Annotated in this window: 18 protein-coding genes and 2 pseudogenes; 10 read left to right on the forward strand and 10 right to left on the reverse strand. The window is 53.5% G+C overall.

The window, feature by feature from the left end; genetic code table 11:
* Positions 1–5 precede the first annotated feature (5 nt).
* Positions 6–1,772 carry a heme ABC transporter permease/ATP-binding protein CydD gene (gene cydD / locus OB87_RS05280; RefSeq protein WP_033568384.1) on the reverse strand — a complete coding sequence of 589 codons (1,767 nt, stop codon included), beginning with the start codon at positions 1,770–1,772 and terminating at the stop codon, positions 6–8.
* A 228-nt stretch (positions 1,773–2,000) separates the two neighbouring features.
* Positions 2,001–2,954, reverse strand: coding sequence for a thioredoxin-disulfide reductase (trxB, locus tag OB87_RS05285; RefSeq protein WP_033568385.1), 954 nt, complete (start codon positions 2,952–2,954; stop codon positions 2,001–2,003).
* A gap of 501 nt (positions 2,955–3,455) precedes the next feature.
* On the opposite strand from trxB, the gene lrp reads away from it, so the two are divergent.
* The 7 genes and pseudogenes from lrp to dmsD all read left to right on the forward strand — a co-directional run bounded on the left by lrp (position 3,456) and on the right by dmsD (position 12,074).
* Positions 3,456–3,950, forward strand: a complete 495-nt coding sequence (lrp, locus tag OB87_RS05290) for a leucine-responsive transcriptional regulator Lrp (RefSeq protein WP_010277211.1) — start codon at positions 3,456–3,458, stop codon at positions 3,948–3,950.
* A 192-nt stretch (positions 3,951–4,142) separates the two neighbouring features.
* Positions 4,143–4,580, forward strand: a pseudogene (locus OB87_RS21150) (DNA translocase FtsK 4TM domain-containing protein); the annotation flags it as partial.
* Positions 4,581–5,597: 1,017 nt separating this feature from the next.
* Positions 5,598–7,595 (forward strand): annotated as a pseudogene (locus tag OB87_RS05295) (DNA translocase FtsK); the annotation flags it as partial.
* A 192-nt stretch (positions 7,596–7,787) separates the two neighbouring features.
* The gene (gene lolA, locus OB87_RS05300; RefSeq protein ID WP_200884271.1) at positions 7,788–8,402 is read left to right on the forward strand and encodes an outer membrane lipoprotein chaperone LolA; all 615 of its coding nucleotides are present in this window, start codon (positions 7,788–7,790) and stop codon (positions 8,400–8,402) included.
* Between the two features lie 7 nt (positions 8,403–8,409).
* Positions 8,410–9,753 (forward strand): replication-associated recombination protein A, encoded by a 1,344-nt coding sequence (locus OB87_RS05305; RefSeq protein ID WP_033568387.1) that lies wholly within the window; start codon positions 8,410–8,412, stop codon positions 9,751–9,753.
* A gap of 106 nt (positions 9,754–9,859) precedes the next feature.
* Positions 9,860–11,155, forward strand: coding sequence for a serine--tRNA ligase (gene serS / locus OB87_RS05310; protein WP_033568388.1), 1,296 nt, complete (start codon positions 9,860–9,862; stop codon positions 11,153–11,155).
* Positions 11,156–11,459: 304 nt separating this feature from the next.
* Positions 11,460–12,074 (forward strand): Tat proofreading chaperone DmsD, encoded by a 615-nt coding sequence (gene dmsD / locus OB87_RS05315; RefSeq protein ID WP_033568389.1) that lies wholly within the window; start codon positions 11,460–11,462, stop codon positions 12,072–12,074.
* 160 nt (positions 12,075–12,234) lie between these two features.
* Here the strand turns inward: dmsD and OB87_RS05320 are convergent, their stop codons facing one another.
* The 3 genes from OB87_RS05320 to OB87_RS05330 form a co-directional block, all read right to left on the reverse strand.
* Positions 12,235–12,840 (reverse strand): glutathione S-transferase family protein, encoded by a 606-nt coding sequence (locus OB87_RS05320; protein WP_033568390.1) that lies wholly within the window; start codon positions 12,838–12,840, stop codon positions 12,235–12,237.
* Between the two features lie 99 nt (positions 12,841–12,939).
* Positions 12,940–13,584, reverse strand: coding sequence for a DsbA family protein (locus OB87_RS05325; RefSeq protein ID WP_033568391.1), 645 nt, complete (start codon positions 13,582–13,584; stop codon positions 12,940–12,942).
* 286 nt (positions 13,585–13,870) lie between these two features.
* Complete coding sequence (locus OB87_RS05330) at positions 13,871–14,746, reverse strand: MBL fold metallo-hydrolase (protein ID WP_033568392.1); 876 nt, start codon at positions 14,744–14,746, stop codon at positions 13,871–13,873.
* Between the two features lie 102 nt (positions 14,747–14,848).
* Between OB87_RS05330 and OB87_RS05335 the strand changes: the two genes are divergently transcribed.
* Together OB87_RS05335 and OB87_RS05340 are read left to right on the forward strand one after the other, a co-directional pair.
* On the forward strand, positions 14,849–15,757 hold the full coding sequence (locus tag OB87_RS05335) for a LysR family transcriptional regulator (protein ID WP_033568393.1): 909 nt from the start codon (positions 14,849–14,851) through the stop codon (positions 15,755–15,757).
* A 131-nt stretch (positions 15,758–15,888) separates the two neighbouring features.
* Positions 15,889–17,040 carry an MFS transporter gene (locus OB87_RS05340; protein ID WP_033568394.1) on the forward strand — a complete coding sequence of 384 codons (1,152 nt, stop codon included), beginning with the start codon at positions 15,889–15,891 and terminating at the stop codon, positions 17,038–17,040.
* 21 nt (positions 17,041–17,061) lie between these two features.
* On the opposite strand, the gene OB87_RS05345 is transcribed toward OB87_RS05340, so the two are convergent.
* The 5 genes from OB87_RS05345 to ycaO all read right to left on the reverse strand — a co-directional run bounded on the left by OB87_RS05345 (position 17,062) and on the right by ycaO (position 25,311).
* Entirely contained in the window at positions 17,062–17,991 is a 930-nt protein-coding gene (locus tag OB87_RS05345; protein ID WP_033568395.1) for a LysR family transcriptional regulator, read from the reverse strand.
* A gap of 585 nt (positions 17,992–18,576) precedes the next feature.
* Positions 18,577–19,317: a pyruvate formate lyase 1-activating protein gene (gene pflA / locus OB87_RS05350; protein WP_033568396.1), complete on the reverse strand. Its 741-nt coding sequence runs from the start codon at positions 19,315–19,317 to the stop codon at positions 18,577–18,579.
* A 302-nt stretch (positions 19,318–19,619) separates the two neighbouring features.
* A complete protein-coding gene (gene pflB, locus OB87_RS05355) occupies positions 19,620–21,902 on the reverse strand; it encodes a formate C-acetyltransferase (protein WP_033568397.1) in 2,283 nt (760 codons plus the stop codon).
* 56 nt (positions 21,903–21,958) lie between these two features.
* Positions 21,959–22,816: a formate transporter FocA gene (gene focA, locus OB87_RS05360; protein ID WP_033568398.1), complete on the reverse strand. Its 858-nt coding sequence runs from the start codon at positions 22,814–22,816 to the stop codon at positions 21,959–21,961.
* 731 nt (positions 22,817–23,547) lie between these two features.
* Positions 23,548–25,311 carry a 30S ribosomal protein S12 methylthiotransferase accessory factor YcaO gene (gene ycaO, locus OB87_RS05365; protein WP_033568399.1) on the reverse strand — a complete coding sequence of 588 codons (1,764 nt, stop codon included), beginning with the start codon at positions 25,309–25,311 and terminating at the stop codon, positions 23,548–23,550.
* Positions 25,312–25,583: 272 nt separating this feature from the next.
* Between ycaO and serC the strand changes: the two genes are divergently transcribed.
* Positions 25,584–26,669 carry a 3-phosphoserine/phosphohydroxythreonine transaminase gene (gene serC / locus OB87_RS05370; RefSeq protein WP_033568400.1) on the forward strand — a complete coding sequence of 362 codons (1,086 nt, stop codon included), beginning with the start codon at positions 25,584–25,586 and terminating at the stop codon, positions 26,667–26,669.
* Positions 26,670–26,757 lie beyond the last annotated feature (88 nt).

Here is a 26,757-nt window from a genome sequence, read left to right on the forward strand (position 1 = left end):
CCATTTCACAGTTCTCCCCGACGTTGCGCCAGCAAATCGGCAAACGGCCCAGTTACCTGACTCAGGGTCAGGTAGTCACCTTGCTGGACCAACTGGCCGTTGACCATGACCCAGACCTCGTCATAGTCCCGAATCTCGCTCAGTTGATGGGTCACCAGCAATGTGGTCTGAGCGTGCGATGCTTCACTCAGCGCGCTCATCACCCGCTGTTCGCTGTGCGCATCAAGGCTCGCTGAGGGCTCATCCAACAACAGTAATCGGCATGGGTGCAGCAAGGCGCGTGCCACCGCGACACGCTGGGCCTGACCGACTGACAGCCGTGCGGCACCATCGGCCAACAGGGTATCCAAACCTTGCGGTAACTGGGGGAGAAATTCGTGCACATAAGCGCGCTCAAGTGCGTGTCGCAGCGTATGGTCACTGGCCTCCGGGCGGCCCAACAGTACGTTCTGGCGCAGCGTGGGTTCCGGCAAGTGAGGATTTTGCCCCACCCAACTCAGGTGTTGACGCCATGATGCAGACGACAGCGTGCGTAGCTCCTCGCCATTCACCGTCAGTGAACCGCGATAAGGTAGAAAACCCAGCAACAGGTTCAGTAGCGAGCTTTTCCCGGCACCGCTGGGGCCGACCAATGCGACGCGTTGCCCCGCGTTCAGTTTAAAGGAGAGCGGCCCGGCCAGTGTTTTGCCAGAGGGTGACAGAATAATCAGATCCTGGGCTACCAGTGCGACAGGCGTATCACTGTGAAAGTGATGCGTACCGACACCGTTTTCCTCGCTTTCGGCCGTCATAAACCGGTGCAGTGCTTCCGCCGCCCCGACCGCTTGCGCCTTAGCGTGGTAAAACGTACCGAGATCGCGCAGCGGCTGAAAGAACTCCGGGGCCAGAATCAGCACCAGAAAGCCAGCAAACAGTGTTACGCCAACGCCGTAGCTGCCAAAATTCAACTCGCCCAGATATGAAAAACCGAAATAAACCGCGACCACCGCAATCGATATTGATGCGAAGAATTCCAGCACGCCGGAAGACAGAAAGGCCATACGCAGCACTTCCATCGTGCGACTACGAAACTGTTCCGACGCCTGGCGAATCTGTGCGGTTTCTGCCTCGCCGCGATAGAACAGGCGCAGAGTATCCAGACCACGTAGTCGATCAAGAAAATTGCCACTCAGTCTGGCCAGCGCCTGAAAGTTGCGGCGGTTGGCATCGGCGGCACCCATGCCGACCATTGCCATGAACAGCGGGATCAACGGGGCGGTAGCTAACAGGATGACCCCTGCGGCCCAGTTCACCGGAAACACGATAATCAGGATTAGCACCGGAATCAGTACGGCCAGATACATCTGGGGTAGATAGCGGGCGTAGTAATCGTGCATATCGTCCACTTGCTCCAGTATCAGCGTGGCCCAGCTACCGGCCGGTTTTCCCTGAATCCAGGCCGGACCTAGCTGTTGCAGTCGATCCAGAACTTGCTGACGGATATGCTGGCGAATCGTCTGACCGCAGCGAAAACCGACTCGCTCCCGTATCCCGTTGATCAACGCCCGCAATACGAACGTTGTTGCCAGTAGCAGAAAGGTCGTGGTCAGTTCATTGCGTGGGGTGTGGGTGATAATCAAGGCGTGCAGCAGTGAAGCCAGTAACCAGGCCTGCGCCATAATCAGCAGGCCGCTTGCCAGACCGAGCATCAGCGATAGTCGCAGCCAGCGGTGTGCCAGACGGCTTTGCTGTTTCAGCCAGCGGGTCAGTTCTCGTTGTCGGGTGTCTTTCATCAGGTGCTGATCGCTTCCAGTTGGTACATGAAAATAACGCTTATATAACCGTTACTTAACATAAGTGCGGGCGTAACGGTGGCGATGCGCCATGTTACCGCGGCGGCGAGGTTGTGCAAACGAAAAGCAGGCGGCGGAACGGGGTGCCGATCAATTTTTACAGTCACGAACGACAATAAAAAACCCGGACGTGATCACGCCCGGGTTGGCATTACTGGTCATCAGGGCTTACTTGACGAGGGCGTCCAGATAGCGTTCGGCATCCAGTGCGGCCATGCACCCCGTCCCGGCAGAGGTAATAGCCTGACGATAAATGTGGTCCATGACATCACCAGCGGCGAATACACCAGGAATACTGGTCTGAGTCGCGTTGCCGTGAATGCCTGACTGTACCTTGATGTAGCCGTTTTCCAGTGCCAGCTGATCACCGAAGATGGCGGTATTCGGGCTGTGACCGATAGCGATAAACACGCCCGCCACGTCCAACTGTTCGGTTACCCCAGCTGCGTCGCGCAGACGCACACCTGTTACCCCCATATCATCGCCCAGCACTTCATCCAGCGTGCGATGGGTATGCAGCACGATATTGCCACTGCTGACCTTCGTCATCAGGCGGTCGATCAGGATTTTCTCCGCGCGGAAGCTGTCGCGACGGTGAATCAGATGCACTTCGGCGGCGATGTTGGACAGATACAGCGCTTCTTCCACGGCAGTATTACCACCGCCGACGACCGCGACTTTTTGGTTGCGATAGAAGAACCCGTCACAGGTTGCGCAGGCGGAGACGCCTTTCCCTTTGAACGCGTCTTCAGATGGCAGACCCAGATAGCGGGCGGATGCGCCGGTAGCGATGATCAACGCGTCGCAGGTGTACTCGTCGCTGTCGCCGAACAGGCGGAAGGGCCGGGTTTGCAGGTCGACTCGTGTGATGTGGTCAAAGACGATTTCGGTATTGAACTTGGCGGCATGGGCGTGCATACGCTCCATCAGCAGCGGACCCGTCAGTTCGTCTGGGTCGCCGGGCCAGTTTTCCACTTCGGTGGTGGTGGTTAACTGACCGCCTTTTTCCATGCCGGTGATCAGCAAGGGATTTAGGTTTGCCCGCGCAGCATAGACCGCGGCGGTATAACCGGCCGGGCCTGAACCCAGAATCAATAATTTACGGTGTTTGGCAGTGCTCATGAGTTCCTCATTCACTCGAACGGACGATATAACTGATTGTAAGGAAATTACCTGCGTAAAAAAAGTGTAGAGGAATGTTGTTGGCTATCGGTTCCATCGTTACGAAATATTGGCAGCGGGCGGCTAATCGTCTCGACGGCGGCAGGTAGTGTGTAAAAACGCTGCCCGAATGGACCGTCAGGAGTGAATCTGGCACTTTCTTCTGATTTTAATTGTTTTGCTTTGACAATCGGCTGCTCTTTTGCGAAAACATCCTTGGAAGAGGAAATTTTTTGTATGTGAATAGTTGAATGCTCCGGCTTTTATGCGTTTGGGGTCTATAGCGACGGTGCTTGATTGCCGATAGCTAACCGGCGTTTTGCGACGTTTCTGGGAAACGCGGTCGGATCAGAGCATGAACACATTACAAAAGGCAGGGGTCTTCTTTAGGGGTGGCTCTGGTACATTGAGGTTGGTCAGAGACAGCGGTTAAACAGGGAAGGATGAAGAGAGACAATAAGAATGGTAGACACGAAAAAACGTCCGGGAAAAGATCTTGATCGTATCGATCGTAATATCCTGAACGAATTGCAAAAAGATGGACGTATCTCCAACGTGGAGCTTTCCAAACGGGTCGGCCTGTCGCCAACTCCGTGTCTGGAACGTGTTCGTCGTCTGGAACGACAGGGTTTTATCAATGGCTATACCGCGCTGCTAAATCCGCATTATCTGGATGCGTCATTGCTGGTGTTTGTTGAGATTACGCTCAACCGTGGCGCGCCGGATGTGTTTGAACAGTTCAATGCAGCCGTGCAGAAGCTTGAGGAAATTCAGGAGTGTCATCTGGTTTCCGGGGATTTTGACTATTTGCTCAAAACCCGTGTACCGGATATGTCGGCATACCGTAAGTTGCTGGGAGAAACGCTGTTGCGTCTGCCAGGCGTGAACGATACCCGCACCTATGTGGTGATGGAAGAAGTGAAGCAAAGCAACCGGCTGGTCATAAAGACTCGCTGACGGCAAGGGTGCATAACCCGATAAATTCAGTTACACTCCTGTGAATATGTACAGTATGGCGCCGGGGAAGACTCGGCGCTTTATCATGAAACATTTACAGGGAACCTGGAGAGACGCTTGAGCCAGGAATATACAGAAGATAAAGACGTCACGCTGACAACACTCAGCGCGGGTCGACGTTTACTGGAAGCGATGTTAATCGTTGTGGTGCTTTTTGCCATTTATCTGGCAGTGGCGCTGTTAAGTTTCAGCCCTTCGGATCCCAGTTGGTCGCAAACTGCCTGGCATGAACCGATTCATAATCTGGGGGGCGGGGTAGGGGCCTGGCTGGCAGATACCCTGTTTTTCATTTTTGGCGTACTGGCGTATGCCATTCCTGTCGTCATGGTGTCGTTATGCTGGGTGATCCATCGCCAGCGCGGCCAACGCGCGACGTTGGATTACTTTACCCTTTCGCTGCGCCTTATCGGTACGCTGGCCCTGATTCTGACTTCGTGCGGGCTGGCGGCGCTCAACGTAGATGACATCTACTATTTTGCCTCCGGTGGCGTGCTGGGCAGTTTGCTCAGCAGCTCGATGATTCCGCGTTTCAATAATATTGGCGGCACCATGATTCTGCTGTGTGTCTGGGCCGCCGGGTTGACGCTGTTCACTGGTTGGTCCTGGCTGACGATAGCTGAAAAGCTAGGGGCAGGGGTGATGGCGTGCCTGACACTCTTTTCCGGCCGTCGGCGTGAAGATGATTATCTTTACGATGAGGAAGAAGAAGAGGTTGATGAATCCGCCGTGGAGGCGCGTCGTACTGCTGCGCCTCACCAGGAAGACGTCACCACAATGCCGTCTTCGGCTGAGGACGATGAGGACGATGTGCTGTTTTCCGCTCCCGGTGTGGCGGCCGCATCAGACCCGGTCATTGCTGCATCGGTTGTGGCCGGAGTACCGGTTGCAGAAGATGTGTGCGATATCGCATTTGCCGCTGCGGCAACACCTGAAACGACAGATGCGGAGCTGGTGCTGAAGCCGCACCCTGAACCGCTTGCCGTTACGCCATTAGCCGAGCCTGGATCTTATGTCCCGCCAGTGGTAACGCCTGCACCTGAATGTAGACCGGGAACTGATGTCTCTTCGGTATTACCTCCGGCACCCGCACCTAGTGAGACAATGCCGGTATCGTCTGGGCTTGCGTCCTCACTGTCCGAACCGTTGCCGGACTGGCAACCACTGACCTTGCAGGCCGATGACCGTATCGCCCGCACGGCAGCGGCGGCAGTGACAGCGGCGACGGTTGTTTCGGGAAGCGTTGGGGGGGCTCCTGAGACGAAACCGGAATCGCAGAATGTAACGCCGTTTATGCCAGCATTCACCACCGATGAAGACAATAACCCACAGGTCAAGCGCGGTATGGGGCCGGAATTACCTCGGCCGAATCCGGTGCGTATTCCTACGCGCCGTGAACTGGCATCGTATGGCATCAAACTCCCCTCACAGCGGTTGGCTGAACAGCAGGCCCGTGAAGCGGAGCAACAGGCACAGGCCGCCCACACTGAGCAAACCGACGCGTCGGCGTCGTTTGCCGCGCCGGTGCCCTTGCCAGACCATGTGGCGGCCCAGAGTCTGGCGTCTGACGATGAACAGGATGCGTTGATACAAGACGCAGCGTTACGACAGGCGTTTGCTGACCAGCAACGCGAACGCTACGGCGAAACCTATCCCGATCATGAAGAGGACGAGGAAACGCTGTTGCAGGCGCAACTGGCACGTGATTTTGCTGCGATGCAACGTTCTCGCTACGGAGAAGTGCATGAGCCGGATACGGAACAGGCTGCCCCTGCGATTTTTGCGGTTGAGCCGCCCACGGTGGCGCCTGCTGCGGCAGAAACCAGAAAGCCTGACATGAAGCCGAAAACCGAGGCTCCGCTGGACAGCGCCTTCGCCATTTCACCTTTTGCCGACCTGGTGGATGACGGTCCTCTAGAGCCGCTGTTCACGCTGCCGCCGCAGGAGAGTTTCCCTGAGCAGCAGGCGCAACCGCCAGTGACAGCATCTGCGTTGCAGGCTGCCGTGCCGAATGAGCCTGAAGCGGAAGCTGAATCGCCATCAATTATGGACAGCCTGATTCATCCGTTCCTGATGCGTAACGACCAACCGTTGCAGAAGCCGACGACACCGTTGCCATCGCTGGACCTGTTGACGCCACCTTCCATGAATGACGCGCCGGTGGACCGGGACGCGCTGGATGACATGGCGCGCTTGATCGAAACCCGTCTGGCGGATTATCGCGTTAAAGCGACGGTGGTGGATTACCACCCTGGCCCGGTGATCACCCGATTTGAACTGGATCTGGCACCGGGCGTCAAAGCGGCCCGCATCTCCAATCTGGCTAGAGATCTGGCGCGCTCATTGTCGGTCGTGGCGGTGCGCATTGTAGAGGTTATCCCCGGCAAACCCTACGTCGGTCTTGAATTGCCGAATCGTCATCGCCAGACGGTGTTCCTGCGGGAAGTGCTTGATTGCGACCGATTCCGTGACAACGCTTCGCCGTTAGCGGTCGTGCTCGGCAAAGACATTTCCGGGCAACCGGTGGTGGCTGACCTGGCAAAAATGCCGCACTTGCTGGTGGCAGGGACTACCGGTTCCGGTAAGTCGGTCGGCGTCAACGCCATGATTATCAGTATGCTGTACAAAGCAACACCGGCAGATGTTCGCTTTATCATGATCGACCCCAAAATGCTGGAACTGTCGGTGTATGAGGGGATTCCGCATCTGCTTACCGAAGTCGTGACGGACATGAAAGACGCCGCCAATGCCTTGCGCTGGTGCGTGGGTGAGATGGAACGCCGCTACAAGCTGATGTCGGCGCTCGGCGTGCGTAACCTCAGCGGTTATAACGAACGCGTGATGCAGGCGGAAGCGATGGGTCGCCCGGTGCCGGACCCGTTCTGGAAGCCGGGTGACAGCATGGATACCCAGCCGCCAGTATTGGAAAAACTGCCGTATATCGTGGTGATGGTGGATGAGTTCGCCGACCTGATGATGGCGGTAGGCAAAAAAGTGGAAGAGCTGATCGCTCGACTGGCCCAGAAGGCGCGTGCCGCCGGGATTCATCTGGTGCTGGCGACGCAGCGCCCGTCGGTGGATGTGATTACCGGCCTTATCAAAGCCAACATCCCTACCCGTATCGCTTTTACCGTGTCGAGTAAGATCGACTCCCGTACCATCCTCGATCAGGGGGGGGCGGAATCGCTGCTCGGCATGGGGGATATGCTGTACATGGCACCCAACTCCTCGATTCCGATTCGCGTTCATGGTGCGTTCGTGCGTGATCAGGAAGTTCATGCCGTAGTGCAGGACTGGAAGGCGCGAGGTCGTCCGGAGTACATCGACAGCATCATTAGTGGTGATGACGACGGTGAGGGCGGTAGCCTTGGTTTTGACGGAGACGAAGAACTGGATCCGCTGTTTGATCAGGCGGTGTCCTTTGTCGTGGAAAAACGCCGAGCCTCGATTTCTGGGGTGCAACGCCAGTTCCGCATCGGCTATAACCGTGCGGCCCGCATCGTCGAGCAGATGGAAATGCAGGGTATTGTCAGCGCGCCCGGCCATAACGGCAACCGCGAGGTGCTGGCACCGCCGCCGATGGAGTAATGTTGAGAGTGGTGTATCTCCCTGCAAAGAAACGTAAAAATAGCGGGTAACAGACAATTCGCCTGTCATGCCATGCCCGGCTGGGCTACATTAGCGTTCAACTAAAGCAACGTTCAACTGACGTGGCGTTTAACTGAAATCGGCTCCCGTCGGGAGCCGCGACGCGGTAAGAATACGCAAAGGATTTTTTGTATGATAAGAACAGGGTTGATGGTCGGTTGCTTATTGACCAGTCTGGTTTCCGGTGCAGTCTATGCCGATGCGGCCGGTGATTTACAGAGCCGTTTGAGTAAAGTGAACAGCTTCCATGCCAGTTTCACGCAAAAAGTCACCACGAATGATGGTGCTGCGGTGCAGGAAGGTGCGGGTGAACTGTGGGTAAAACGCCCGAATCTGTTCAACTGGAAAACCACGTCGCCGGATGAAAGTACGCTGGTGTCCGATGGTAAAACGCTGTGGTTTTACAACCCGTTTGTTGAGCAGGTGACAGCAACCTGGGTGAAGGATGCCACTGGTAATACGCCGTTCATTCTGATCACCCGCAACGACCCAAAAGACTGGGGTAAATACAACGTGACCCAGAAAGGGGATGACTTCGACCTGACTCCCCGTGCGGCGAATGGCAACTTGAAACGGTTCTCCATCAACGTGAGCAGTGACGGCATTATTCACAGCTTTACCGCCACCGAACAGGATGGGCAGCGCAGCGCTTATGCGCTGAAAAATCAGCAAAATGGCGATGTAGACGCCGCGAAGTTTCGTTTTACACCACCGAAAGGTGTAGCGGTGGACGATCAGCGTCAGTGAGGCGTGTGTGAGCAACCTGTCACTCGATTTTTCCAGTAATCAGTTCCAGCCATTGGCCGCGAGGATGCGGCCAGTCAAGCTGTCACAATATATCGGTCAACAACACTTGTTGGGGCCGGGTAAACCGTTGCCGCGCGCGATTGAAGCAGGGCAGCTTCACTCCATGATTCTGTGGGGGCCTCCGGGGACGGGTAAAACGACACTGGCCGAGTTGATTGGGCGCTATGGACACGCCGATGTGGAACGGATATCCGCGGTAACTTCTGGCATCAAGGAGATTCGCGAAGCGATTGAGCGCGCGCGCCAGAACCGTGATGCCGGGCGTCGTACCATCCTGTTTGTGGACGAAGTGCATCGCTTCAATAAAAGCCAGCAGGATGCGTTTCTGCCGCATATCGAAGATGGCACCATCACGTTTATTGGTGCCACCACCGAGAACCCGTCGTTTGAACTGAACTCGGCGTTGTTGTCTCGCGCTCGTGTCTATCTGCTTAAAGCGCTGAGTGCTGACGACATCGAACAGGTGCTGGAGCAGGCGCTACAGGATAAAGAGCGCGGGCTAGGTGGACAACAGATTGTTCTGCCAGAGGATACTCGTCGCCTGCTGGCTGAGCTGGTAAACGGCGATGCCAGGCGTTCACTGAACCTGCTGGAAATGATGGCCGATATGGCTGAAATGGATGCTAGCGGTCAACGCCGGTTGACCTCGGCATTGTTGAAGGAAATTTCCGGTGAGCGTAGCGCCCGTTTTGATAATAAAGGCGATCGCTATTACGACCTGATTTCCGCACTGCATAAATCGGTGCGTGGTTCAGCACCCGATGCTGCATTGTACTGGTATGCCCGCATCATTACCGCAGGGGGTGATCCACTTTATGTGGCCCGCCGTTTATTGGCGATTGCTTCCGAGGATGTGGGTAATGCCGACCCGAGGGCGATGCAGGTCGCGATTGCTGCCTGGGACTGTTTTACCCGCGTTGGTCCTGCGGAAGGCGAGCGAGCTATCGCTCAGGCAATTGTCTATCTGGCGTGTGCGCCGAAGAGTAACGCGGTGTATATCGCATTTAAATCTGCGATGCGTGATGCCCGCGAAAAACCGGACTATGACGTGCCGGAGCATTTGCGTAATGCGCCAACCCGCCTGATGAAAGAGATGGGGCTCGGTGCCGAATACCGTTACGCGCATGATGAAGAGAACGCTTACGCCGCCGGTGAAGTCTATTTCCCACCTGAAATGGCAGAAACTCACTACTATCAGCCGACTTCGCGGGGGTTGGAGGCTAAGATTGGCGAAAAGCTGGCCTGGCTCGCTGCTCAGGATCAAAATAGCCCGACAAAACGCTACCGCTAGCATTAACGTTGCGGTAAGGTTATTGCGAGATTTTCTGCTGCACGGTGCTGTTGTCGGCACCCTGTAATTATCGATATCCCCTTAATAATACAAGCACAGGACTAGCATGCTCGATCCCAATTTACTGCGTAATGAGCTAGACGCAGTTGCCGAAAAATTACTGGCTCGCCGAAATTTTAAACTGGATGTGGAAGCACTGCGTACGTTGGAAGAACGCCGCAAAGTGCTTCAGGTCGAAACGGAAAATTTGCAGGCAGAACGTAACTCCCGATCGAAAGAAATCGGGGCGGCTAAATCGCGTGGGGAAGATATTGAGCCGCTGCGTCGCGAAGTAAACACGCTGGGTGAAAAGCTGGACGTTGCTAAGACTGAGCTGGAAAAGGTTCAAAGCGAGATTCAGAATATTGCGCTGACGATTCCTAACCTTCCTGACGACTGTGTGCCGCTGGGTAAAGATGACTCTGAGAATCAGGAAGTCTTTCGTTGGGGTGAACCTCGGCAGTTTGATTTCCCTGTGCGCGACCATGTAGACCTGGGCGACATAACGGGCGGTTTAAGCATGGCGCTAGGCGTGAAGTTGACCGGTTCCCGTTTCTCGGTGATGAAAGGCCAGGTAGCCCGGTTACATCGTGCGTTGGCGCAGTTTATGCTTAATCTGCATACTGCTGAGCATGGCTATGAGGAGGCGTATGTTCCTTATCTGGTCAACCATGCCACCTTGTATGGCACAGGGCAGTTGCCTAAGTTTAAAGAAGATCTGTTTCACACCCGCCCACTGGAAGAAGAAGCTGAAACCAGCAACTATGCGTTGATTCCCACTGCGGAAGTGCCGTTAACCAATTTGGTACGTGATGAAATTCTGGATGAAGAGTCGCTGCCGATCAAACTAACCGCGCATACACCATGCTTCCGCTCTGAGGCTGGCTCGTATGGTCGGGATATGCGCGGTCTTATCCGTGTACACCAGTTTGATAAAGTCGAAATGGTGCAGGTCGTCCGTCCTGAAGATTCCATGCAAGCGCTGGAAGAACTGACCGGTCATGCGGAAAAAGTACTGCAACTGCTGAAACTGCCGTATCGCAAGGTGCTGCTGTGCAGCGGTGATATGGGCTTCGGCGCGTGCAAAACCTATGACCTGGAAGTTTGGCTGCCCGCGCAGAATACTTACCGTGAAATCTCTTCCTGTTCCAACTGTTGGGATTTCCAGGCTCGTCGTATGCAGGCGCGTTGCCGCAGCAAGGGCGATAAGAAAACTCGTCTGGTGCATACTCTGAACGGTTCTGGCCTGGCGGTAGGCCGTGCGTTGGTCGCGGTGCTGGAAAACTACCAACAGGCAGATGGCCGGATTGAAGTGCCGGAAGTGTTGCGTCCTTACATGAATGGCCTGCAATTTATCGGTTAATACCGCCATTGCTACGGCACTGACTTGCTGACTAAAGCGCCTTCTGGGGCGCTTTTTTTATGGTTAAAATCCCCTCTTATATTGTGGTCATGATTCGCGGAATTGTCTGATTCCGGTCAAATATCGGTATGGATGAGTGGATTCAGGCATCCTCTTATGGAGAGCTGTCTCGTAGGGTTCTAAGTTTTTGTCGTTGCACTGGCTGGTACTGAACTCATCCGAGGAAAGAGCAGGTAGTGGCACGATAATAACGCACGATAACAACAAGGAGGGAAACCTCCTGAAGAAGTCAACGAGGTCATTTATGCCAAAACATATCGTTAGTCTGACAGGACGGTTGCTAGGCGCTTTACTCTATTATTCACCGGATGATGAGCATAATGCCGTATGGATTGAGCGCCTGAGACATCAGACGTGGCAGCAGGCATGGCCATGCGGCAACCGGGCGGACATCGCCACTGCCGCCCGGCAGATTCAGCTTGGCTTGCAGCCGGGCTACGATGAATCGTTATCGCTCGCCTGGCGACAATTATTTAATAGCGGCGAGGGGGTTCCTGCTCCGCCCTGGGGGTCCGTATATCTTGATCGGCACAATGTGTTATTTGGTGATTCGACACTGGCATTGCGGCGTTGGCTGAGAGAACTGGGGATTGAACCGCGCTGCGATCGGCATGAACCGGAAGATCACATTGGTTTGATGCTGATGCTGGCGGCGTGGTGTGCGGAAAATCAGCCAGATAGCTTGTCAGAATTGCTTACCGAGCATTTGCTACCTTGGGCGATGCGCTATTTGGATTTGCTGGAGTGCCATTGCCGCCACCCATTTTATCAGGGCGTTGCGTGGTTAACCCGCATCACGCTGCAAGATTGGCAGGCACGTTTCCAATTGCCCCAGATGGAAAGGGTACTGTTCTATTGACGGAGTTTTTAGTGAATAGCGCTTTATTGAACCTGGTTTTATGGGCGGTTGCTGTCGCAATCTGGTGGGAATGCCGTCGGGTAGAAGTCCTGACGGCGGAGTGCTGAGCCATATTGCTTGTCACACCCCTGATGGATAACGGGTCAACATATGCGCTATTTTAACCGTAGCGGGCAGCGCGTTGCCAGGCTGGCCGCGCTCGCATCGCGTCCAGCAGACGCCAGAGATTGGTTCGCGACGGGGTGAGCCAGCCACGCTGGGCGGCAATATCCAGTGGAAAGCCCATCATGATGTCTGCGACTGAAAATTCATCGCCAGCCAGCCAGCGAAATCTCCCCGCTTCCTGTTCCAAAAAATCATAATGCAGATTGAGCTGGGTCGTGACCATACTGCGAATCGGCCAGCCAAATGGCCCCATCTTGTGAGCAACCAGTTTTAACAGCATGGCCGACATCAGCGAGCCTTCAGCGTAGTGCATCCAGTAGCGGTAACGCCAGAAATTTGAGCTGTCGTGCGATGGTGCCAACTGCGGGCCAAATGTGGCGACCAGATATTCCAGGATTAAACCGGTTTCCGCCAGCACCTGTCCGTTGTGTTCTACCACTGGCGCTTTCCCTAGCGGATGAATATCACGCAAAGTACACGGGGCGCGCATGGTGGCTTTATTGCGCTGATAATTGATCACCTCATAAGGGACATCCAGCTCTTCCAGTAGCCATAAAACCCGCTGTGAGCGGGAGGTATTCAGATGATGAACTCGAATCATGGGACGTCCTGTTGATGGCGAGAAGCTGTGCTTACCAGGCTAACAACCCGCTGTTTCCCGTTGTGCAGTAACAATGGAAAGCGGGTTGGGCGTAGTAGTTCACTGATTTTCTGCCACCAGTTTTGCCAGATAGTCATGCCAGTCGTCAGGACGACCCAGCCAGGGGGCAATATTTAGTGTGGTGAAGATATCGTCTACCGCGAAGACGAGTGTTGGAAAACCAGCCCCCCCGGATTGAGTAAGCCATTGGCGGCTTTCTTCGATATGTTTGCGAGTGGGTAACCCGCGCCAGTGAGTACAGGCATTCTCGAAGTCGTCCAATGGCAGGCCGATCTCTACCGCCATTTTCATCAGTACCGGAGGATCGGCGATACGTAATCCTTCAACATAGTGGGCGCGTTGCAGACGCTCAAGCAGGTCAAGCCCGCGGCCGCCCAGCTCTTCTGCTGCCAGAATCGCGGTGGTGGGTGGCTCGGAGTCCAGCGTCGCTGTCACATCCCACAACAGGCCGTTGAAGTAACCATCACCAAACGGCTGACCGCTCATCTGAGCAATGCGGCGATCATGCGGCTGAACATAATCTCGCCATTCTGGAGTAATGCGACGGCGGTTCGGGCCAGTCATCATTCCGCCAGCGTGCAGCACAACAGGCAACCCTTCGATTTTACGGGCTGCATGGATTAACGGCGCTGCGGCGTAACACCAACCGCACAGAGGGTCGAAGATGTAGTGTAGCCTGTTCATTCATACGCTCCGTTGTTGCCCGGTGTACCGGGTACATCAGAAAAGGGAAACGACTGATTATCGCGCCACGCGCCTTTCCGAGAGAGTGTGGGAATGGCCGCCCGTTATTATCGCCTTTGTGGCGCTCTACCTTAATTATTGTCTATTTCCTGAGAGTTAGCAGGCAATGACATAATTTTCTGTCCTGGTTCTGCGATCAGGGATCGCAAACCTGAAAGAAAAGTAACCCGTCCTGACAGCAGAGGCGATCCGCTGGTGGTCGCCTCTGCTGTTTTGCTGGTGGCTCTCAGGGCCACTGCATCTCGCCTTTGATGACCTTGGCACCCAGCTCCAACGATGCAGGTTCGCTGAGGTCTGGGTAGGCGCGCTTCATCGCTTCGATCAGTGCTGTACTGTTGGCCGACGACGAGACGTTTTGCTCGAAGGTCTTCAGGTACTGGCGGGTGAAGTCCACATTTTTCGGTGACCAGGGCGCGGACCCGTCTTTGTTCGGCAGGTAGTGGCTTGGCACCACGGTGGTCGGGTTGAGCTTATCAATCGCATCCAGGTCTGCCAGCCAGTGCTGACGTGAGGCTGCCGTCTGCGTGTCCGCCACCCATACATGGATATTCGCCGAGGTATGCACACCACCAACGACGGTTTTTAGTGAAGGGATCCAGACGAAGGTACGGTCTGGTGTTGCACCTTTTAGACCCACGATGTCAATGGCGTTGCCTTCGAGCGTCAGATGGTCCGCATTCAGCACCTGCGGCACGACTACCTGTTTAGGCGCGTTTTCTTTCAGAATTGGCCCCCAATAAGCCACTTTTTTGTCTTTGGTTGCATTAATTGCAGCGATGGTTTGTGGCGTTGCGACGATCTGTGCGCTAGGGAACGCGGCCTTCAGCACATCCAGCCCGAAATAAAAATCAGGATCGTGATGACTGATATAGATAGTTTTCAGGTTCTTGCCGGTAGCACGGATTTTTTCCACCAGCTTTTCGGCATCATCACGCTGGAACTGGGCATCGATCAGTAAGGCATCGTGCTCACCAGTAATAATCTCAGACGATACTGGGAAGACGGATTTTTCACCGGGGTTGTAAACCTCCATTTTCAGTGCGGCGGAGGCGGAAAACGCCATGGAAGCGAAGAGTGTGGCCAGCAGGGTTTGTTTTAACACGGTAATACTCCTTCCTGAATAAGATGGCGTCATGGTAAGTTTCATTTTTATAAAGAAAAACCCCACTTTACAAACAACTTTGTTGCATAAAACGGACGAATGATGGATAGAATTCTTGCTGCCCGAGTCTTTGTCACCATTACTGAACAGGGGAGCCTGACGGGGGCAGCGCAGGCATTGGACATGTCGCGTGCGATGGTGACGCGATATCTGGCGGAGATGGAGCGCTGGGCCGAAGCGCGATTATTGCATCGCAGCACCCGCCAACTGAGCCTGACCGGTGAGGGGGAAACGATATTGCGACACTGCCGCGAGTTGCTGGCGGTGTCACAAAAATTGGAGATGCCTTCCCGCGGTAGAAAGGAACCGTCCGGGTTGATGCGACTGACCTGCTCCCCATCACTGGCTCAAACGACACTGGTGGCAGCGATCAGTGCCTATCTGCGGCGTTATCCCAAGACGGCTATTGATCTGCAGGTAGCGAGCCATACCCTGAATCTGATCGAGGATCGTATCGATCTGGCGATTCGTATTACCAACCAACTGGATTCAGGGCTGATTGCGCGTCGGCTGGGGGGATGTATGTCGGTTGTATGTGCCGCGCCATCCTACCTGGCTGCGCAGGGTACGCCACAGCGAGTGGAGGATTTGGCGGTGCATAATTGCCTGACTTATTCCTTCTTTGGCAAAAGTCTGTGGCGCTTCACCCGTAAAGGTGACGCCGTAGCGATACCCGTTAGCGGTAGTTTCAGCGCCAATGATTCGCTGATGCTGCTGGAAGCCGCGTTAAATGGCGCAGGCGTCACGTTGCAGCCGCTCTATTCCGTCACTGATCTGATCGCTAGCAAGCGGCTTATTGCCTTGTTTCCCGAGGCGCAACCACAAGAGCTGGACATTTATGCGGTCTATCACTCCCGCGAACGAATGCCATCTGCGCTAAGAGCCTTGGTGGATTTTCTGGCGGAATGGTTTGACAGCAACCTGGAATGGAGGCGGGTTTCCCATCGTTAAAATGCTTGCTGTTTTGCAGGCGTGTTGGCGGATGAGCAAATTGTGCGGCAGAGGATAATAAGGCGATTGACTTTGCCATTGCCAGTGGCATGATGCGCGCAAATTATCTTCTCTTTCCGGTTTGTCTTCCCATGTCAACCACCTATACGCGCCCGGTTTTACTGCTGCTCTGCGGGCTGTTGCTGCTTACTGTTTGTCTGGCCGTTTTGAATACGCTGGTGCCGTTATGGCTGAATGATCGCCAATTGCCGGTCTGGCAGGTTGGCGTGGTGGGCTCGGCCTATTTCAGCGGAAACCTGCTGGGAACGTTGGTAGCTGGCGGGTTGATTCGGATCTATGGCTTTAACCGTAGCTATTATCTGGCGACGTTGGTGTTTGGGCTGGCGACTGCGGCGCTGGCGTTGTCACCGGATATCGGAAGCTGGATCCTGTGGCGCTTTGTCGCTGGGGTCGCTTGCGCGTTGATTTGGGTGGTAGTGGAAAGCGCGCTGTTGTGCAGTGGCAATGCGCTCAATCGGGGGCAACTGCTGGCTGCTTACATGATGGCCTACTATCTGGGCAGCGTGGTGGGGCAGTTGTTGCTAGGGATGGTGCCAACCGCACTGTTTAGCATTCTACCCTGGTTGGTTGCCCTGGTGCTGCTGGCGGTATTGCCACTGCTGTTTGCCCGTATTCCACCGCCACAGCCCGTAACCCAGCGTATCAATGTCTGGCGCATGTTGCGTTATCGCACTGCCCGATTGGGAATTCAGGGATGTGTAATTTCCGGGATCATTCTTGGCTCATTGTATGGCCTGATGCCATTGTATCTGGCCCATCAAGGCATGAGCGACGCCAACGTTGGCTACTGGATGGCGTTATTGATCAGCGCCGGTATCGTCGGACAATGGCCGGTCGGGCGGATGGCGGATCGTTATGGACGATTACTGGTGCTACGTGTTTTGGTATTCGCTGTCATTCTCGGCTCGCTGGCGATGCTGGTTCCTGGGCGATACGGCATGGCACCGTCGCTGTTTCTGCTCGGTGCTGCCGGGTTCACGTTATATCCGGTGGCGATGTCGTGGGCTTGTGAAAAGATAGCGCCCAGTGAGTTGGTCGCCATGAACCAGGCGTTACTGCTCAGCTATACCATCGGCAGCCTCTGCGGCCCCAGTTTGGCTGCAATGTTGATGCAGACGTATTCCGACCAGCTACTGTTCGTACTGATTGCGGTGGTATCGCTGGGGTATCTGATCATACTGCTGAAAAAAGCCGACCATCACCCCCGGCCACTGGCGGTGTAAGTCATGTCCGGATCGCCGGGTTCATGACCGGTGATGGCGGCCGTTCAGGGAAGGCTGACCGGCTTCAACGATATTGTTCCACAGGACTTCGGCGACCGGGCTCAACCGCTGTTTAGCATTACGGACCAGATAAAAAATACTGCTGAGTTGCAGGTTTTCTGGCGCAACAGCGGTCAGCTTCCCTTCCTGGACCCAACGTGACGCGTAGTGGTCTGGCAGGAAGCCCACATGAGTGCCAGCCAGAATCAGCAGCATACAACTTTCCTCGCTACCGGCTATGTTCTGTTGTCCTTGTTTAGCCACTGGCCCCAACTGTTTACAGATTTCACTCATCGGGTAACCACCAAGCAGCAGTCGCTTCGGGTTCAGAGTACCGTCGCGCCACTCTTGCCCGATGCGTTCGGCATGTTCGGCTGCGGCGTAAAATGAACTGTACTCAATGAATGCAGGCTGGAAGAAGATATCTGGCGGCACATCGGCTGGCAAAACGGTTAGTACCACATCCAGTTCGCTGTTACGTAGCTGCTCCATCAGTGCGTGATGGTCATTGATACTCAGGTTCATCGATGCATCGGGACTTAACTCGAACAAATGATGAATTGCCCGCGAAACGGCTTGATCCGGATGAGAGACGATATTATCCAGACAGCCAATTCGTACTTCGCCGATCAGCTCATGCTTGATGCGAGCCAGACGGTTGGCAAAGTCATCGAGTGTAGCAATCACTGAGCGAGCTTCCTGATAGACCAATTCGCCTTCGGTCGTCAGCGAGAATCCGCCTCGACCGCGTTCACACAGAATCAGCCCCAGAGTATCTTCCAACCGGGAAAGGTAGTGGCTGAGTACTGGCTGGCTTAGCCCGGTGGCGTCCTGGGCATTGGTAATGCCTTTTTTTTCAACAATCTTGCAGAACAGTTTTAGCCAGCGAATTTCCAGTTTGTCGAGCCGCATAAATGTGCCCCTGAACACATAGCCATTTTAAATATCACATTGAAGTAAATCGATTTTATTCAACGCATTTTCCCTTTATGGCACGCGCAGCTGCCTAGCTTGGGCGGTGTCCACATTGCAATACAATAATGTGGCTATGCGCGACATCAGGGGCCTTTTTAGTATGGCTTATCAAACTGGATATACCGTTACCTGCCATATAATATCCATGATTATCCATTTTCTGGCTGTGCGTTTGCTTCTGGTTGTGCACAAAGAAAAACACAAAGAAACAAGGCCATTTATGCCATACGAACAATCAACGTAACAGGCTGAGGTTTAAAGACGCGATGCTCCGGAGAGATACTCGTTACCTGCTATTCTCTCGCTGATTGTGATGTCAGATAAGCGTGGCGCGTTCAGAAGGAAGGGTGATTCGGCCATGTGCTATCGGCGGATGTGTAGCGAGTAGGGCACAGTAGTTGTTATCAACGTCAGCAGATTTTAGTCTACGGCTGACGTTAATGCGGGCTGACGGTGCGGCTTTGGTGGAGAGGCGTATTGGGTGTGGTTCAACCTGCGCGACTCTCCACTGGAAATGAACGGTTAGTACACTACCTTGTGGCCGTAACCGGTCAGAATAGATTTGATTCGGTCCATGGTATCTGCTTTGGGCGGTTTGACGCCATCCAGCTTGTATTCCTCGCCCATCGCCGTCCATTTGTGTTTGCCCAGCTCGTGGTAAGGCAACAGTTCAATCTTCTCAATGTTATGCATATCTTTGGTGAACTCACCCAACTGATGAGCGGAAGCGTCGTCATCGCTCCAGCCGGGGACCACTACATAGCGAATCCAGGTGCGTTGGTTACGCTTGGCGAGGTAACGGGCAAAATCCAGTGTACGGTGGTTGGATACCCCCACCAGATTTTGATGCACCTCATCATTGAGTTGCTTGAGGTCGAGCATGACTAAATCTGTCGCGTCCAGTAGTTCGTCAATAACCGGGTCGTAACGACGGACAAAACCATTGGTGTCCAGGCAGGTATTGATACCTTGCTCGTGACAGGCCCGGAACCAGTCGCGGACGAACTCTGCTTGCAGAATAGCTTCACCACCTGATGCCGTTACGCCGCCGCCAGACGCATTCATAAAATGGCGGTAGGTCACCACTTCCTTCATCAACTCTTCTACGGTCACTTCCTTGCCACCATGAGTATCCCAGGTATCGCGGTTGTGGCAGTAGAGGCAACGCATCAGGCAACCCTGGAAAAAAGTGATGAAGCGAATACCGGGGCCGTCTACGGTGCCACAGGATTCAAAAGAGTGAATGCGACCAATAACTGACATGCAAGGTTTCTCCAGGTTGGGCCGAGAAATAGCGGCCTTCGATGAGCACAGTAACGACACTGCGGCACGGACAGCCACAATATTCGCTCTGTGTCGAATCTGTTTTGTCAGCCCGCCAGTCTGAAAATAGCTGGCTGACAAAACAGGTTCTGATTTTTCGGTGGGAGCGGTGAAAAAATTTCCAGAAGAAACTTTTAACGCTGTTAGTGACAAGCCATAAGGAGAATAGACAAGACACCCGTTATAAAAAGGCTCCACCGATGTGGAGCCTTTAGTTTACGCCTTTTCAGACAGACATGTAATTACATGGACTGAGTGAAAGTACGGGTGATAACGTCCTGCTGCTGTTCTTTGGTCAGCGAGTTGAAGCGAACAGCATAACCAGAGACACGGATGGTCAACTGCGGATATTTTTCCGGGTTTTCCATGGCGTCTAACAGCATTTCACGGTTCATCACGTTGACGTTCAGGTGCTGACCGCCTTCGATGCTGGCTTCGTGGTGGAAGTAACCGTCCATCAGGCCTGCCAGGTTGGTTTTACGCACGTCGTCGTCTTTACCCAACGCATTCGGCACGATAGAGAAGGTATAGGAGATACCATCTTTCGCGTAGGCGAACGGCAGTTTAGCCACAGAGGTCAGAGAGGCAACAGCACCTTTCTGGTCACGGCCGTGCATCGGGTTGGCACCCGGACCGAACGGTGCGCCAGCGCGACGACCATCCGGGGTGTTACCTGTTTTCTTACCGTATACCACGTTGGAGGTGATGGTCAGTACGGACTGAGTCGGGGTGGCACCACGGTAGGTATTCAGTTTCTGAATTTTCTTCATGAAACGTTCAACCAGGTCACAAGCCAGGTCGTCAACGCGCGGGTCGTTGTTACCGAACTGCGGGTATTCACCTTCGATGTCAAAGTCGACAGCCAGACCGTTTTCGTCACGAATCGGTTTAACTTTCGCGTACTTGATAGCAGACAAGGAGTCAGCAGCAACAGACAGACCTGCGATACCACAAGCCATGGTACGGAACACGTCACGGTCATGCAGCGCCATCAGTGAAGCTTCATAGCTGTACTTGTCGTGCATGTAGTGAATGATGTTCAGTGCGGTGACGTACTGTTTAGCCAGCCAATCCATGAAGTGATCCATACGATCCATCACTTCGTCAAAGTGCAGTACATCGCCTTTGATCGGTTCGGATTTCGGACCTACCTGCATTTTCAGTTTTTCGTCCACACCGCCGTTGATTGCGTACAGCATGGTCTTCGCCAGGTTAGCGCGGGCACCGAAGAACTGCATTTGTTTACCCACGACCATCGGGCTTACACAACAAGCGATCGCGTAATCGTCATTGTTGAAGTCCGGGCGCATCAGGTCATCGTTCTCGTACTGCAGAGAAGAGGTATCGATAGACACTTTAGCGGCGAATTTTTTGAAGTTCAGCGGCAGTTTTTCAGACCACAGGATGGTCATGTTCGGTTCCGGAGACGGCCCCATGGTGTACAGGGTGTTCAGGAAACGGAAGCTGTTTTTAGTGACCAGAGTACGGCCATCCAGACCCATACCAGCCAGAGACTCGGTTGCCCAGATCGGGTCGCCAGAGAACAGCTCGTCGTACTCCGGAGTACGCAGGAAGCGAACCATACGCAGTTTCATCACCAGGTGGTCGATCAGTTCCTGAGCGTCCTGTTCGGTGATTTTGCCTGCTTTCAGGTCACGTTCGATGAAGATATCCAGGAAGGTGGAGACACGACCGAAGGACATCGCGGCACCATTCTGAGATTTCACCGCAGCCAGGTAGCCGAAGTAAGTCCATTGAACCGCTTCTTTGGCGTTGGTTGCCGGGCCGGAGATATCACAGCCATACTTCGCTGCCATCTCTTTGATCTGTGACAGAGCATGGTGCTGGTCAGCGATTTCTTCACGCAGGCGGATAGTCGCTTCCAGATCTTCACCATTTTCCAGTTTGGTCTGCAGGGAAGTGAACTGGGCGAATTTGTCTGCCATCAGGTAGTCGATACCGTACAGTGCAACACGACGGTAGTCACCGATGATACGGCCACGGCCATAGGCGTCTGGCAGACCGGTCAGTACACCAGATTTACGGCAGCGCAGGATATCCGGGGTATAAACATCGAATACGCCCTGGTTGTGGGTTTTACGGTATTCGGTGAAGATTTTTTTCAGTTGCGGGTCCAGTTCGCGGCCATAAACCTTACAGGAACCTTCAACCATTTTGATACCGCCGAACGGAATCAGTGCACGTTTCAACGGCGCATCAGTTTGCAAACCGACGATTTGTTCCAGTTTCTGGTCGATATAACCGGCATCATGAGAGGTGATGGTAGCAGCGACATTGGTATCGAAGTCAACCGGCGCGTGAGTGCGGTTTTCCTGTTTGATGCCTTCCATAACGGCATCCCACAGTTTAGTGGTTGCCGGGGTAGCGCCAGCCAGGAATGACTCATCACCTTCATACGGTGCATAGTTTTTCTGAATGAAGTCACGTACGTTGACACCATTCTGCCATTCGCCTTTGCTAAAACCTTCCCAAGCCTGGGCGAGATTCTGATTAAGTTCGGTCATATTACACCTACCTTTGATTTGGATTTTTGTAACCCGACGTTGCGGCCGACAGCAGCTTAGTGCTGATCTCCACCGCGCAAATAGATGACCCAGTAAGTCAACCCTACCAGTAATCCACCGCCAATGATGTTGCCGATCGTGACAGGAATCAGGTTATCGACAATAAAATTGCTGACGGTCAAGTGCTCAAACTGGCCCGGCGTCATACTAATGGCGTGCCAGAATGTATCCGGAGCGAAGTTCTTAATTACAATCCCCATTGGGATCATGAACATGTTTGCGATGCTATGTTCAAAACCGCTGGCGACGAACATGGCGACCGGCAGAATCATTGCCAACATCTTGTCGGTCAGAGTACGACCAGAGTAGCTCATCCACACCGCCAGACAAACCATCAGGTTTGCCAGAATCCCGAGGCACAGCGCTTCAACAAATGAGTGCTCCAGCTTGTGGCTGGCGGTTTGCAGTACATTCAATCCCCAGGCACCATTTGCTACCATGTACTCGCCGGAAAACCAGATCAAGGCTACGAAGAACAAGGCACCGATCAGGTTACCAGCATAAACGTTGAGCCAGTTTGCCCCCAACTGCTTCCAGGTGATACGGCCGCTAGCCTTGGCAATCACAGTAAGCACCGTAGAGGTAAACAGGTCTGCGCCACAAACCACTACCAGCATCAGCCCCATAGAGAAGCAGATGCCTCCTACCAGTTTAGCCATGCCATATGGCATGGATGAAGAACCGGTAGTAGCGGTGATGTAAAAAACGAACGCTATTGAGATGAATACACCGGCGGTAATCGCCAGGAAAAATGCAGTAAGCGGTTGCTTAGTTGCTTTATAGACACCGGCATCTTCAGCAACTTTCGCCATCGCCGACGGTAATAACAGGGTGAAGGGGTTGTCAGCTTTCACACTAACTCTCTCTTAAAAATTATCTACGTTGTGATACTAACAAAGGGTTATTCGTCATAATTTGACGTGGATCATACCGCTGGAATTTATTAGGCTGATCAGGAGCGAGTTTAAGGGGTAATCAGCATCTAATCAATTGATTTAATTGTAAAAAAAATTTTTTAAAAATTACAAAAACAGTTGAATTTAGAGGCTGGGATTAACGATTTGGCGTTAAATAAAATAAGTTTTTGTAGTGATTATACACACGAGGTTTATATTATTTAATTTGTTATTTACCGTTTTATAACAACACTGCCTTTATCAAAAATAAATATCCCTCATGACGCAATATACCCATATTAAAATAAGGGATAAGCAAGGCGTAAAAATTAAGATTACGCGTGCCCCCAGCGCTGATCAGTAAAAAAAGTATACCCACCGTATTCACGTCACAGGTGTGTTGGCTGAATTACTCGGCCATTCCATGGTCCTCACCTCTTCGGGGCCGCCGCCAGCCGCGTTCAAATCGGCTTACGCCAATTGACGCTCTCTCGAATCGCTTACCTGAATAAGATCATCGAGATTCACTCACTTGCCGCGTAACAAGGCTCTTATAAACCTGACCTTAAAGGGTTAACGCGTTTTGCCCTGCATATTGCGGGTATCTATGAAAAAAATGCAGGCATTATCTGTGATGAATAGGTAGCTGACCGAACGCGACGGGGCGCCCGGTCAGTTACAGCGGTGATTTATTTCACCGGCCAGTGCTGGCGTTTAGCACGTTGCAATTTTTCATAAGCCGCCAGCAATGACTGATGAGCTGGCAGCGCCTTCAAATCAGCATCAACAGCGAACAGGCCATAAAAGCACTGTTCACCGACAATGGCAGCGCTTGCAGCGTCAACGGCGTCCTGTCCGTACATACGCACGAAGGTATCGTAGTATTGAGCGGGGTCGCGTTCAGGCTCCAGCGCCAGTTGCAGCAGCGTTTGCAAGCAGCGGTAGTAATTACTGCGTGCTGGAGCAAAAACAGACTGGTTGAAATCCAGTGACCATTCTGCCCAGCTCAGCGCCTGTTCCAGGTCGCCGCCAGCCAGGGCCAGCATGGATTTCAGTTCGCCAATGCGCAATGTGAACCAACCGTTGTCTTTGCCGGTCGCAATTCCTAACAGCTCGCGTACGCGGGTGAAATCATCCAACCCTTCGTCATCCAGTTGCTGCAACATGGCCAGATAATCCGCTTTTTCCCATTGGCTGTCCGGCAGGGACAGCAGGGTTTCACGCAGATGCGCGCCCATACTGTTGTTCGCCAGCAACAGGTCTTCCGCTGGGTAGATGTCCGACATGCCTGGAACCAGAATACGGCAGGCGTACACCGACAGGTGCTCGTAATCCGCGATATACACTTCTTTATCTTCTTTATTGAAGATCGCCATCAGCGTTGCAAATTCTTGCTCGGTGGTGCCGCTGAAGTTCCAATCGGCGAACGTGTAGTCAGCCTGGGTTTTAAACAGATCCCAGGAAATCAGGCCACTGGAATCGATAAAGTGAGTTTCCAGGTTGGTATGCTCCGCAACTTCTTCATTGTCGAATGTTGGCGGTGTAAAAACGTCCAGGTCTTTCAGTCCCCGACCTTGCAGCAATTCGGTGACGGTACGCTCTAAGGCGACACCGAAATCCGGGTGTGCACCAAACGAGGCAAAACAGGTGCCGTTGGCTGGGTTGAACAGCACCACGCAGATCACTGGGTACTGGCCGCCGAGAGAAGCGTCATAGGCGAAAATCGGGAAGCCTTCCTGCTCAAGCGTGGCAATAGCCTCCACTACGCCAGGATAGCGTGACAGCACATCGTCCGGTATTGCCGGAAGGCTGATGGCTTCGGCGATAATACGATTCTTCACATAGCGTTCAAAAACTTCTGACAACCCCTGAACCCGTGCTTCATTACGGGTATTGCCTGCGGACATACCGTTCGACACATACAGGTTGCCGACGATGTTCATCGGGATATACACCGTCTGCTGGTCGGACTGACGGGTAAACGGCAGGGCACAGATACCGCGGTTATGGTTGCCTGATTGCAGGTCCACCAGATCGCTGGCGACCAATTGTTGTTCCGGGTCATAAAAGGCGTGCAGGCGTGCATCCAGAATGCCTTCTGGCAAGCTGTCGTCTTCGGGCAACGGGAACCACTTCTCGTCAGGGTAATGCACGAAGTCACCTTCGGCGATCTGTTGGCCCAGATAGAAATCGGCAAAAAAGTAGTTGGTGGACAAACGTTCGAAGTATTCGCCTAGCGCGGAAGCCAGAGCGGCTTTCCGGGTTGCGCCTTTGCCGTTGGTGAAACACAGTGCGCAGTCGCGGTCACGAATATGTACCGACCAGACGTTGGGCACCGGATTCAGCCATGAGGCTTCTTCGATGTTGAACCCCAGGTTGAGGAGCTGCTGTTGAAAACGGGCGATGGAATCTTCCAGGGCGGCGTCTTTGCCTGGGATAAACGTTTGGGTCATGGTTCGAACCTGAATGTGTTATGAGGAGGCTGCATCATACGTGGTTTTGTGTGCTGACTCTATCCTGCATGTTGCGTATTGCGCGGCGTATTCCGGCGATGATGTAACAGATGTATCGCCGGGGACGATAACAGGCGAACGAGCGCGCAAGTTTTCCGACATCAGGGGCAATAAGCATTGCAGGCAGGAAAAACGAGTGATAAAACCGATAGCAGGGTAAACTGATGCGACTTAGACAGGTTGCTATTTATAGTGATAGGTGGTGAGGGGAAATGACTCAGGTTTTTAATTTTAGTGCTGGTCCGGCCATGTTACCGGTAGAAGTGTTGCGTCGTGCAGAACAGGAACTGTGCAACTGGCATGGGCTGGGTACGTCGGTGATGGAGATCAGCCACCGTAGTAAAGAATTCATGCAAGTGGCCAGCGAGTCTGAGCAGGATTTGCGTGACTTGCTGAAAATCCCCTCGAATTACAAAGTATTATTCTGTCATGGCGGTGCCCGAGCGCAATTTGCAGCGGTTCCACTCAACCTGCTGGGCGATAACACCAAAGCCGACTACATCGATGGCGGTTACTGGGCACACAGCGCGGTCAAGGAAGCTGAAAAATACCTCACCCCAAATGTCATTGACGTGAAAACTCGCGTTGATGGTCTGCGCGGTGTGAAACCGATGAGTGAGTGGGCACTGTCAGATGATGCGGCCTATGTTCATTATTGCCCGAACGAAACCATTGACGGTTTGGCGATTGAAGAAACGCCGGATTTCGGTGACAAAATTGTGGTGGCGGACTATTCCTCTAGCATTCTTTCCCGCCCGGTGGATGTCAGCCGCTATGGTGTAATTTATGCTGGCGCGCAGAAAAATGTTGGGCCAGCCGGACTCACGTTGGTGATTGTGCGTGAAGACCTGCTCGGTAAGGCGCGCCGTGAGTTGCCGTCGATTCTGGATTACAAAATCCTGGCTGAGAACGATTCCATGTTCAACACACCGCCGACGTTTGCCTGGTATCTGTCCGGAATGGTGTTCAAGTGGCTGAAAGAACAGGGCGGCTTGCTGGAGATGGAAAAACGTAATCAAGCTAAGGCTGAACTGCTGTATGCCGCGATTGATGGCAGCGATTTTTATCGTAACGACGTAGTGCTGAACAGCCGTTCCCGCATGAATGTACCGTTCCAGCTGGCTGATGCGGCATTGGATCCGGTGTTCCTGCAGGAGGCCCAGGCTGCTGGTCTGCACGCACTGAAGGGCCACCGTGTTGTAGGTGGTATGCGTGCATCTATCTACAACGCTATGCCGTTGGAAGGCGTAAAAGCGCTGACTGAATTCATGGTCGACTTTGAGCGTCGCCACGGCTGATAAATATATACCCTAAATCATTCGAGTTGCAGGACAACCGACTGGTGTGTTGAACAACGCTACGCTTGGCCCTTTGGGGTTAGATTCA

Source organism: Dickeya undicola, from assembly GCF_000784735.1.
GTDB lineage: Bacteria > Pseudomonadota > Gammaproteobacteria > Enterobacterales > Enterobacteriaceae > Dickeya > Dickeya undicola.